This window comes from Bacteroides cellulosilyticus DSM 14838 (assembly GCF_000158035.1).
Classification (GTDB): Bacteria; Bacteroidota; Bacteroidia; order Bacteroidales; family Bacteroidaceae; genus Bacteroides; species Bacteroides cellulosilyticus.
Genome location: NZ_EQ973488.1, coordinates 212,094 through 223,736 on the forward strand (window position 1 = coordinate 212,094; position 11,643 = coordinate 223,736).

Annotated in this window: 12 protein-coding genes; 8 read left to right on the forward strand and 4 right to left on the reverse strand. The window is 42.2% G+C overall.

The window, feature by feature from the left end:
• A partial coding sequence (locus BACCELL_RS02260) for an aminotransferase class I/II-fold pyridoxal phosphate-dependent enzyme (protein ID WP_007209888.1) occupies nucleotides 1-299 on the forward strand: 299 nt, incomplete at its 5' end.
• A gap of 224 nt (nucleotides 300-523) precedes the next feature.
• Nucleotides 524-1,672 (forward strand): aldo/keto reductase, encoded by a 1,149-nt coding sequence (locus tag BACCELL_RS02265; RefSeq protein ID WP_007209889.1) that lies wholly within the window; start codon nucleotides 524-526, stop codon nucleotides 1,670-1,672.
• Here the strand turns inward: BACCELL_RS02265 and BACCELL_RS02270 are convergent.
• The gene (locus BACCELL_RS02270; protein WP_007209890.1) at nucleotides 1,669-2,862 is read right to left on the reverse strand and encodes a sugar MFS transporter; all 1,194 of its coding nucleotides are present in this window, start codon (nucleotides 2,860-2,862) and stop codon (nucleotides 1,669-1,671) included. The genes BACCELL_RS02265 and BACCELL_RS02270 overlap by 4 nt on opposite strands.
• Nucleotides 2,863-2,977: 115 nt before the next feature.
• Here BACCELL_RS02270 and BACCELL_RS02275 point away from each other — a divergent pair, with 115 nt between their 5' ends.
• From BACCELL_RS02275 to BACCELL_RS02295, 5 genes are all read left to right on the forward strand, one after another.
• Nucleotides 2,978-3,985 carry an HPP family protein gene (locus tag BACCELL_RS02275; protein WP_044153182.1) on the forward strand — a complete coding sequence of 336 codons (1,008 nt, stop codon included), beginning with the start codon at nucleotides 2,978-2,980 and terminating at the stop codon, nucleotides 3,983-3,985.
• A 12-nt stretch (nucleotides 3,986-3,997) separates the two neighbouring features.
• Entirely contained in the window at nucleotides 3,998-4,537 is a 540-nt protein-coding gene (locus tag BACCELL_RS02280) for a GNAT family N-acetyltransferase (RefSeq protein ID WP_007209892.1), read from the forward strand.
• 293 nt (nucleotides 4,538-4,830) lie between these two features.
• A complete protein-coding gene (locus BACCELL_RS02285) occupies nucleotides 4,831-5,115 on the forward strand; it encodes an RNA-binding regulator (RefSeq protein WP_007209893.1) in 285 nt (94 codons plus the stop codon).
• A 150-nt stretch (nucleotides 5,116-5,265) separates the two neighbouring features.
• Nucleotides 5,266-6,357, forward strand: coding sequence for an NAD(P)H-dependent flavin oxidoreductase (locus tag BACCELL_RS02290; RefSeq protein WP_007209894.1), 1,092 nt, complete (start codon nucleotides 5,266-5,268; stop codon nucleotides 6,355-6,357).
• 12 nt (nucleotides 6,358-6,369) lie between these two features.
• Entirely contained in the window at nucleotides 6,370-6,570 is a 201-nt protein-coding gene (locus BACCELL_RS02295; protein WP_007209895.1) for a hypothetical protein, read from the forward strand.
• A 69-nt stretch (nucleotides 6,571-6,639) separates the two neighbouring features.
• Here BACCELL_RS02295 and BACCELL_RS02300 read toward each other — a convergent pair whose 3' ends face one another.
• Complete coding sequence (locus tag BACCELL_RS02300; protein WP_007209896.1) at nucleotides 6,640-8,880, reverse strand: hypothetical protein; 2,241 nt, start codon at nucleotides 8,878-8,880, stop codon at nucleotides 6,640-6,642.
• A 303-nt stretch (nucleotides 8,881-9,183) separates the two neighbouring features.
• Here BACCELL_RS02300 and BACCELL_RS02305 point away from each other — a divergent pair, with 303 nt between their 5' ends.
• Nucleotides 9,184-10,206 carry a helix-turn-helix transcriptional regulator gene (locus BACCELL_RS02305; RefSeq protein ID WP_007209897.1) on the forward strand — a complete coding sequence of 341 codons (1,023 nt, stop codon included), beginning with the start codon at nucleotides 9,184-9,186 and terminating at the stop codon, nucleotides 10,204-10,206.
• A 24-nt stretch (nucleotides 10,207-10,230) separates the two neighbouring features.
• Here the strand turns inward: BACCELL_RS02305 and BACCELL_RS02310 are convergent, their stop codons facing one another.
• Both BACCELL_RS02310 and BACCELL_RS02315 read right to left on the reverse strand, forming a co-directional pair.
• Nucleotides 10,231-11,109, reverse strand: a complete 879-nt coding sequence (locus BACCELL_RS02310; RefSeq protein ID WP_007209898.1) for a VIT1/CCC1 transporter family protein — start codon at nucleotides 11,107-11,109, stop codon at nucleotides 10,231-10,233.
• A gap of 88 nt (nucleotides 11,110-11,197) precedes the next feature.
• Nucleotides 11,198-11,643 (reverse strand): DUF1848 family protein (locus BACCELL_RS02315; protein ID WP_007209899.1); only part of this gene is annotated, 446 nt, incomplete at its 5' end.

Sequence of the window (11,643 nt, forward strand, 5' to 3'; positions counted from 1 at the left end):
AAAGTTATCTATTTGCCAATTATCAGTATCTGAGAAACTATTTCAATGATCATCTACCGGATTTCCCCGTACTTAAATTAGAAGGTACTTATCTGGTATGGGTAGATTGTTCGGTGTTGAAGAAGCCATCGGAAGAAATCGTGACGGCTCTACTGGAAAAAGAAAAGGTCTGGGTCAATGAAGGCAGTATGTACGGGGAAGACGGAGACAATTTTATCCGTATCAATATTGCCTGTCCGCGGCAACAGTTGGCTAAAGGTTTGGAGAGGCTGAAACATGCCTTCGGACAACTTTCTTAAAATCTCCTATAACTATATAAAAATGGACCTTCATAAAACCATATCATTATAAGCGTTTCCGTTTTTCCGGATAATTATAAAATAAATAGTCTTCATCTCAATCGTCCCAAGCTTTCATATATCCATCCCAACTATTTATCAGTGCAAATTTATTCGGATTAAAACGGGAACGTTTTCTTTAATATTAGTAACTTCGCAAAAACATACTAAGAATTTAAAATATCATGGAATACAGAATATTAGGAAATACAGGACTATCAGTTAGTGTCATCGCACTGGGCTGTGAAGGTTTCGTGGGAAAAACGGAAGAACAGATACATTTGGAAATGGATTTCGCCATCAGTAAAGGAATCAATTTTATTGATATGTATGCCTCAAACCCTGATCTGCGCAGTAATATCGGCAAAGCATTGGCAGGGCGTCGGCAGCAGTTTATTATCCAGGGACATCTATGTGCCACCTGGGAAAATGATCAGTACCTGCGTACCCGTGATGTAGAAAAAACAATCGCTTCCTTTGAAGACCAGTTGACACGTCTTCATACGGATTACCTTGATATTGGTATGATTCACTATGTAGATAGCGAAGAAGATTTCCATGAAGTATTCAATGGTCCTATCATTCGGTTGGCCCTGCGTCTGAAAGAAGAAGGTAAAATTCGCCATATCGGACTAAGCAGCCACAACCCTACTGTGGCAAGGTTGGCTGTAGAAAGTGGATTGATTGAAGTACTGATGTTCTCCATCAATCCCTGTTACGATTTGCAACCACCCAGCGAAAATGTAGATGACTTATGGGCTGATGAAAGTTATGCCCATTCCCTCGAAAATATAGATCCGGAACGTGAAAAGCTTTATGAACTTTGTGAGCAGAAAGGTATAGGTCTGGATGTAATGAAAGCCTATGGCGGCGGAGACTTACTGAGTGAAACTAATTCCCCCTTTGGCAAAGCGATGACACCGGTGCAGTGCATTGAGTATGCGCTAACCCGTCCGGCTGTTGCTTCCGTAATGGTCGGTTGCAAGAGTTGCGATGAGATGCAAGCTGCCATCAACTGGTGCAATGCTACTAAGGAAGAAAAAGATTACACCCCGGTTATGGCAGGTATGGAAAAGTTCAGCTGGCAAGGGCATTGCATGTATTGCGGACATTGCGCCCCTTGCTCGGTAGGAATTGATATAGCGAGTGTAAACAAGTACTATAGCCTAACCATTGCCCAGAATGAAATACCCGAGACAGTACGCGAACACTACAAGACGCTCTCGCATCATGCCTCGGAGTGCATTCAGTGCGGACAATGTGAAACAAACTGTCCCTTTGGAGTAGCCATCATCGAACAGATGGAAAAGGCTGCGGAAAAGTTCGGATATTAGCAAAACGAACGTTGCTTTACTTTCCAGGCATAAAGCAACACCACGATAAACGAAAGCAACGGAACGATGAACGAGAAAGACATATTGGTTTGATCAGCCACATACCCCATCATGAGCGGTCCTACCGCTCCCCCGATGGGGGACATCATCAGATAAGAAGACGCACGCTTCGTATAGTTACCCAATCCCCTCAATGAAAGAGCGAAAATCGTGGGGAACATAATAGCTTCGAACGCATATCCCAGAAAAAGAGCTATTAATGACAAAATACCCAGATTAAGAACTACCAAAGACGTACTGGCCACCGTTCCTATCGCACAAACGAACAGCACTTTTTCTGCCCGGATATACCGCATAATCCAGCTACCGGCAAAACGTCCGCACATAAACAGTCCCAGACCACCGAACGAAAGTACTACAGATGCATCGCGGGCATTCATCCAGCCATCATCCACCACATAATTAATAAAGAAGCTGTTGATTGATATTTCTGCAATCTCGTAGCAAAACAGGCTGATAATACCGAAGATAAACAGCTTGTGCGACCAAAGCCCACGTGCACCGTTTTCTCCGACTTCTTCTTCATCAGCTTCATGAACAATCTCCGGCAGGCGTATCTTATAAAATACCAGAGCAACTCCCAATACAATGATCCCCATCAGTGTGTAAGGCAATGATATATTGCTTTCGCCCCCTTCCGAGAATAATAACAATCCCCCGATAAGCGGACCGCAAATACATCCCAATCCATTGAACGACTGCGCCAGATTCAGGCGACTGGCAGCCGTTTCCCGGTCGCCTAATTCCGTCATGTAAGGATTAGCCGCTGTTTCCAGAAAAACCAAGCCACAGGCTATGACAAACAGAGAAAACAGAAAAAAGTTGAAAGACATCCAATATTCCCCGGGAATGAAAAGCAGGGAACCTATGCCATAAAGCAATAGGCCGAAAACCACTCCTTTCCGGTAACCGTACTTATTGATAAACAGTCCGGCAGGAATAGCCATCACGAAATAACCCAAGTAAAACATGACCTGTACCCATGCCGAATGGGCACGTGTAATAACCAGCACATCTTGAAAGTGTTTGTTTAGCACATCTAATATCGCATGTGCAAATCCCCATAAGAAGAATAGGGAAGTTACCAGAATAAAAGGAATCTTATACTCCTTCTTTACCAAATTTTGCATACAGAACTCTTTTATAAAGAAAGCCACTCAAGGTTTTCAGCGCGCAAAGATAGCCAAGAAGTTTCATAATACGGCAGTTTCCCTTAACTTTGTGCCCAAAATTCAAGATTATAAAATGGAACACAGAAAACTGACAAGGTATCTGATATCGCTGGTAATGATCCTGATGATGGTCGGTTTAGCCGAATGGACCAATGAAAAGGAAATTCTGTTTCCGGAAATGACAGCGCTGATCATCGGCCTGTTGATTATCGATAAACGGGTATGGAATGTAAAACGTTGGCAAATCATCCTGCTTATGACTCTTGGAGCAGCAGTCGGTATCTGCATTGTTCGTTATTCACCCCTACCCTATGTGGTCAATCTATGCGCTGCATTTGCTTTTGCAGGTGCTTCCCTTTTAATCAGTCGCGTTACACTGATTCCTTTGATATCAGCTTGCGTATTACCTGTTTTGCTTCATACGGAAAGTATTGTTTATCCGATAGCAGTCTTTTCAATGTCAGTGTCAGTAGTGCTTGTACAAATCATCCTGGAAAAATGCGGAATACGTAAACGGATGCCTAAGCCCGTCGACAGGAAACCCGGCAAGGAAGATATCATCAGATGGCTGATATTATTCTGTTTTGTAGGTGCTTTGGCCGAATTGGCCGTCGGCATGGATTACCCCTATCTCATATTGCCGCCACTCATGGTGACCTTTGTAGAAATGGTAAACTCCAAAGCAGGATTCAGAAATCGCCCTACACAAGTATTTCTCTTTCTGACTACCGCAGCCACTCTGGGCACTGTACTTCAAATTGTCGGTCACCACCATCTTCATCTACCGGAAAGTATCGTTGCTTTAACCATTGCGGCTATCCTATTCCTCATCTTCGAGTGGACAGGGAAATACTTTGCTCCTGCCGGAGCACTGGCGTTCATTCCTATGCTATTACCCAAAGAGAATCTGGGCTGGTTACCTTTAGAGGCTTCTATCGGAGCCGCCTTATTCATAACCATTGCCATGGTTGTCTTTCAAAAATGCTATAAATGGAATCGGGCACAACTCATCTTCTGTGCCACCCCAACCCTACTACGTGAATATATGAACCGTAAAAAGCGGAAAAAACAAATCGAATAAATTAAGAACAAGATGAATACATACATAGAAACCCCGCGTCTGATTCTACGTGATTGGAAAGAAGAAGACATCCCTGTCTTTGCCGGATTAAATAGCAACGATCAGGTAATGGAATTCTTTCTCAAAAAGCTATCTTATCAGGAAACACTCGACTTCTATAATCGCATCCGGAAGGAATTCGCATCCAGAGGATATGGGTTGTATGCAGTAGAAAAGAAAGAAAACCATGCGTTTATAGGTTATGTAGGATTACATGATATTACGTTCGACGTAGATTTTGCCCCGGCCGTAGAGATAGGTTGGCGCCTGATTCCCGAAGTATGGAATCAGGGATATGCTACCGAAGCGGCTTCAGCCTGTCTGGAATATGCAAAAAAGACATTGGGACTGAAAGAATTATATTCTTTCACCTCACTCCCAAACAAACGTTCGGAACGCGTGATGCAAAAAATAGGTATGGTAAAAAGCAAAGAGTTTGATCATCCATTGGTCAGTCCCGACCATCCTTTATGCAGACATGTACTGTATAAGATCTCCTTGATAAATAGATAGTCAATATACCGTCCACGAGTACCTGTAAGGCACATTAAAAAGAAAGGATTTTCACCTTTAAAGAAAAGTGCAATATACCATAGCCTTTCTAAATGCTAATAAAAAACAATTATCACTTTTTTATTAACAAATTACGAATTTAAAGTTGCCATTCCCAACTATTGTATTACCTTTGTCGCGGTTTGAGTTACGAATCGTTATCGTATAGTTCTCCTTTTTATATCTTATTAAGCAGACCTCTCCTTTAATTATCCCCTCACTCTTACTTAATATTTATTTAATTAAAATTTCAAATGAACATTTACATTTCAGGTTTAAGCTATGGCATAAATGATGCTGACTTGAACGAATTATTCTCAGCGTATGGAGAGACCTCTTCAGCTAAAGTTATTATGGACAGAGAATCGGGAAGATCCAGAGGATTTGGTTTCGTCGAAATGACAAGCGATACAGATGGACAAAAGGCAATTAATGAACTTAACGGAGCAGAATACGATCAGAAAACTATTTCAGTAAGCGTTGCACGTCCCCGTGAAGAAAGACCCCGTAACAACGGTTATAATTCCAGACGTTATTAATGTCTACCCTACAACAAGAACAGGAGATCAGATCTTCTGTTCTTGCTTTTTTCAACTAAAACAGCAATACAAAGAAAAGAACATCGCTAAACGAATAGAATACCCGGAAGTATATTTATCCGCTTACAGTCTTATTACAATATCAGTTTTATGAAGCCATTTTTTATTGGAAATATAGAGATAAAAACACCTATCATACAAGGTGGAATGGGAGTCGGAATTTCATTGTCCGGCCTGGCATCAGCCGTAGCCAACGAAGGCGGCATTGGTGTTATTTCATGTGCAGGTTTAGGCCTGCTATACCCTAAAGGCAAAGGCGACTATACCGAAAAGTGCATTTGCGGACTCAAAGAGGAAATCAGAAAAGCCCGCCAAAAAACAAAAGGAATCATCGGAGTGAATATCATGGTGGCCCTTTCCAATTATGCAGAGATGGTACGCACTGCCATAAGCGAAAAAATCGACGTAGTCTTTGCCGGTGCAGGACTTCCGCTCGACTTACCCCTATACCTGACACCGGAAAGCAAAACGAAGTTGGTGCCCATTGTATCTTCTTCAAGAGCGGCCAAGATTATATGCGACAAATGGCAGAAGAACTTTGATTATTTACCCGATGCCATAGTAGTAGAAGGCCCTAAAGCCGGAGGACATTTGGGCTTTAAGAAAGAACAAATACAAGATGAGAAATACGCTTTGGAGTCCTTGATACCCGAAGTTGTAGCAATTGCAATGAGCTATAAGGAAAGAAAAGATATTCCTGTAATTGCCGCAGGTGGAATCTCTACAGGCGAAGATATTGCACGATTCATGCAATTGGGAGCTTCGGCCGTACAAATGGGAAGCATTTTTGTAACAACCCAAGAGTGCGATGCTTCACAAACCTTCAAAGAGGTTTATATCCACTCTAAGCCCGAAGACGTTCTCATTATCGAAAGTCCCGTAGGAATGCCCGGACGAGCCATTGATGGGGAATTTATCCGTAATGTAGAGAAAGGACAGGAAAAGCCCAAATGTTGCTCATTCCATTGCATCAAAACGTGTGACTATCAGAAGAGTCCTTACTGCATCATCAAAGCACTGTATAATGCGGCCAAAGGAAATATGAAAAGAGGATATGCATTTGCAGGTAGTAATGCTTTTCTCTCTGAAAAAATACGCAGCGTAAAAGAAGTGATAACTACATTGAACAATGAGTTTCTTTTAGCAACCTGCCAATTAGCTCCAGCAAAAATGAAAACTTAAAAACAATTCAATATGATGAAAAAGAGTATTGTCCGACCAGAGACCAGTCAGTTAGCAGAAAACGCTCTTAAAGAGCATAAGAAAAAAGTTGGAGAAGTTATTCTTGTAGCAATTACTCCACGAACAACAATTGAACTTCCGGCCAATCTATCTCAAGCTGAAATAGCCGAACGTGTAGAACTCTATAAAAAACTGCACAGTTCCAAAATATAATTCAGTTGATTTTTCATCGATTGACAAAAGACAAAAGCCCTGAAGTTTCGCACTTCAGGGCTTTTTAAATCATTCTCCTATCAACAGTCTATTTACCGCAGCACTATTCATTGCCCATTCATAGGTGTAAGCCTCATCGGCTTCAAGAATATCCATCAATTCCAGTCTTTGCGCCTCTGCCTTCACTGCCAACAGTTCTCCGATGGTTGTTTTCGCCTCCAGCTTATCCAGATATTTTTCTATCGTCTGGGCATTCATAGACAAAATAGTCTGTCCACCGAAAGGTATTTCCAACCAAACAATTTCCCGTTCCTTCACTTTCAGGACACCGAACACAAGACCTTTCATCAAATTCTCTGCGACCCTCACCTGATGTTGTACGCAAGATGGATCATACGCTACTCCATTCTTTTCCGATATCTTCATCGGATAAGCCGAGTTCATCCACCCCACCACCAAATTGGGAGATATAGAGCCATTACTATATGCATTGCAAGTGAAAGCTACATACTTCGCACCTATACGATCCAGTTCTTTCAGATCAAGTTCGATATACTCTGCCGTTCCTTTCTTATTCGGAATGCTTCGGATATCCCCGCTGTGCCTAGCACCGACAGCCTGCAAGTGGAAGTAAGAGCAAACTTCCGTTGAATGAGACATAGCAATATGACAACTCAAATCCATATCCAAATGTTGTGCCGGAAGTCCTTTTCCCCATTGCATGAAGAGGCGGACTTGATCACCCTCTACCGGGAATCGTGTTCCCTGCAAGGCACAGGACATATCCTGAATTGTCTCACTACGGTCACCGATAGACAAAGGTATGCAGTATAACATGGGATCTATATACGTACTTTTGCTTTCGGTAGCAACCTTCGCAAAACGGGCGGAAACGACCTCTTTACACAATCCCCTCACTTGCTCCACCATATCCATCAATTGTTCAGGCTGATAAAGTCCAACTAAATAGTATGGTTCTATCACCTTCGCATTTCCACCCAGAGGCTTCACCATTCTTTTACGTGTCGGATCGAAATAATTTTCAGCATACATACCTAATGTAAGAATCAAGCGTGCAGGCAGCAGATGAACTACTTCCCTGAAAGCAGCCAGAGTATCTTCCGGACCGAACCACAACATATTGGCAAACAACGAACGGGCAAACAGTCCCGGACGTTCTTTCAATAATGAAAGTGTACGTATCGCATCTGCTTTCAAGCGATAGTGCTCTACCTCTCCCTGCCATACGGTGTATGCTTGGTTATAGAATATATCCATCAACTCCTTCAGTTTCCCGAATTCTTCTTTACGGGCATACTCTGCCAAACGCAAGGCACGTATCATCCGTACCCACATTTCCCTTTTAGGATGCATTATCTCGCATGATTTCTCGGGATCCATATTCATATTGTTCAACCAAGAAGCCACCATACGACATTCACGACGAGTATACTTCAACTTCAGTTCCTCTCGTTTTTGCTCTTTCGCAGATTTACTTTTATCCAGTCCCGCACACATATGCGCATGGTTTCTACCTGCCTTGCGCAGGATTGTTTTGGGTTCTATGGTTTGCAGGAATCCGGTTTTCTTGTACCACAAATAACGTAATACATCATTCGGACTCGAGAAACAAGCCTGTGCTTCCTGTTCTCTGCCTTGTTCAACCAGCGTATCTATCACCAGCATCACGGTTTCCTTCATTTTCACCTTAACATCCGGTAGCGGAAGCTCACAAAGCAAAATCTTCAGGTTATCCGCTTGTGTAGCATCCAGAGCCGTACGCGATTCTAATAAATCTTTGAAGAAGCCTTCCAGCTCTGCCGTCTGCCAAAGTTCCAACACTTTCAGCTTGCTCCCCTGACCGAAATATTCCGTGCTTGCCGTTTCAAAAGGTGTTCCACAGAAAGGGCAACCGTTATATCTTTCTAATGGAAAAGTATTATCCGGAATTATATGTCCGCATGGCAGTTTCACTCCTTTTTTTATCTGAAACAGGTTAGTGATCCACGTAATCAAGTGATCAAGTTGTGTTTCTCCCGTAGGCGTATCCCACCCTTTCACCAATGGTGCCCAGTTCAGATTCACACCTAAAACTTCTTTCATCACCTGAAATACTTCCATTTGTTCAGCCGGAGTAATTTCATTGATCGTATGCAACAATTCTTCCGACACCCCGTAGCCCATTTTACGCAATTGAGCTACCAAAGCCACCGTTGTTGAAGTCAGCTTCTTCTTCTCTCCCATTCCTTCTACCGGAGGCAAATAAATAGCATTCTGCCGGATAGAAACTTTCAATAAATCCTTTTTCATACTTCATTTTTTTAAAAGGTAATCGGAAGACTGTGAATATCAGATGAAGCATTCCTGCTGTTTTGAAGTAAGTCTTCCTTGACCTTGATTATATAATGCTCTACCCACTGAGCTACTGTTCCTTTAAAAAAGAAAACTGATAATTGCATGAGTGATTTTCATTTAACAGATGATTGTTGAAGTAACCCATACTTGACCTGTTTTCTTGTTTCCGGGACAAAGTTACATACCCAACTGCGCAGCCTTTTTGCGTAGTTGAAACTTTTTTTCTATTTTTGTTCGAAAACTCTAAAAAAGTCAATTATGCCTGTCAGTAGAAATGCCTTAATCCGCTACAAAACAATAGATACTTGTCTGCGGAACCGTTTCCGGAAATGGACACTCGAAGATTTAGTGGATGCCTGCTCCGATGCTTTGTATGAATATGAAGGTATTGACAAAGGCATCAGTAAGCGCACCGTGCAAATGGATATCCAATTGATGCGTAGTGAAAAGTTGGGTTACAATGCTCCAATCGTGGTGAAAGACCATAAATACTATACATACGAAGATCCGGAATACAGCATTACGAATACGCCCCTTTCCGAACAGGACCTGAAAGTGATGTCGGAAGCCGTGGAACTTCTGAAACAATTCAATGGATTCTCTTATTTCTCGGGTATGGGAGACATTATCAGTCGTCTGGAAGACCATGTCACCTCAGTCCGACAGAAGACTACTCCCATCATTGATTTTGAAAAAAATAATAGTCTGACAGGATTAAACTATCTCAATGATCTCTACCAGGCCATTTTGAACCAGCAACCGTTAAGTTTAAAATACCGTTCTTTCAAAGCACGCTCAGCAGCTACATTCGTATTCTATCCTTATCTATTGAAAGAATACCGGAATCGCTGGTTCGTCTTCGGTTCAAAGAAGAATACGCGTATGCTCTACAATCTGGCACTCGACCGTATACTGGAACTGGCTCCGGCAAAAGATGAGCCCTATTACGGAAATAGTAACTTCGACCCTTCTACCTTTTTCGATGATATAGTAGGTGTAACTAAAGGAATCAACCAACACCCCGAAGAAGTACGTTTTTGGGTAAATCCGGAACATGCCCCTTATGTCCTGACCAAACCTATTCATAAAAGCCAGCATCTCATAGAACAAAGAGAAGACGGTTCCATGGTTTTTCAAATTACAGTAGTCATCAATCATGAATTGCAACGTGAAATCTTAGGCTTTGGAGATGGCATACGTGTGTTATATCCGGCATCACTGGTACGTTTCATGAAAAGTAAATTTCGTTCGGGTAGTCAGTTGTACACTGAGGATATCTAAAGGGAGTCCGGTATCCGGATATTCCTATCCCCCTACTCCCGTCACTGTCTTCAGCAAATAACCTATCAGAAAGCTGATTCCGGCCACGGAGAAGCTCAACACCGCCATCTCCGTGAAACGGCGTTTAAAGCTTTCATTACGGGCAATGGCATAATAATAGTTGAAAAAGGCAATAATCAGCAATGCCATCACCAGCATGATGCATAAAGCCAGAACAGGACTTGACAATAAGATAAACGGACCTACCAAAGCCACTACGGTTATGATATAAGCTATCCCCGTATAAATAGCTGCCTTAACCGGACGCTTATTACGAGTCTTTTCTGATTTAGTGGAAAGATATTCGGAAGAAGCCATAGAAAGTGCCGCTGCAATCCCTGTAATGCTGCCGGTCAGCGCAATCAGTTTCGTATCATTCAGCGCCAGCGTGAAACCTGCCAATGCTCCGGTAAACTCCACCAAGGCATCATTCAGTCCCAGGACCACCGAACCCATATATTGCAAGCGTTCCTCATCTATCATTTCAATAAGCTTTTCTTCATGGTGCTGCTCATCCCTCGCCATCTCGGCAAAGTGTTCCATACTCGGGTATTGGGAATATACCCCACTCGTTTCTTTCTCTCCCAGTTCCAGACGACGAACGGCAAACGTAACACCCAGCAGACGCACTAACCATACATAAAAGCAGATTTCAAAACGATTAGGACTGACATCCTGATGAGTATAGCCTCGTAGTGTGGCGTAGTGCCTACTTTCATCCTCTGCAATACATTGCAATATCTCCCGGTTATGAAGATTCTTTTCCTTTGCCGCTAACTTCCGGTATATAATACTCGATGTTATTTCCTCTTTCTGAAAGCCAATCATCCTTTTTATCAATTCTTGTTCAGTCTCTTTCTCCATGCTCTTTATTTTAAGGATACACTAAATTATAAGTTATTTATCGGGTACAACAATCCAAGCAATAATTGTTTCCGGTCAGAATGATTTTTTAATAAAACATAGAAAGCTGATCGGTACGCAGACTCTTCATTTCCCGTTCTTTAATCACTGCGTCCTTATCCACTTCTCCTATTAGCATCGGAGAATCCTTATCGTGTTTACTCCGGTTAAATTTTGCCGTATTATAATTACCTTTAATAGCATAGCAATAAATGCAGCCATTAAGGTAGCTTTCATAAGTGCCGATGTCAAGACTTTCCACACAACGGCAAATGTCCCGCTGATTCTTGTCTTTACGGGCAATAATAGGATATCCGACAATTCGTTCAATCAACCTATTGTCAACGCACACTCCACCCGAAATACCCAAATGAGATAAGTCGACCTTCGTTGTACAAGTATCCAACTCCATCGAACATTCATCCGCAACCTTCTTAAATGAAATGGCCATGGCATCGATATCTTCCTTTATCAACGGCTCGATATGAAACTCAC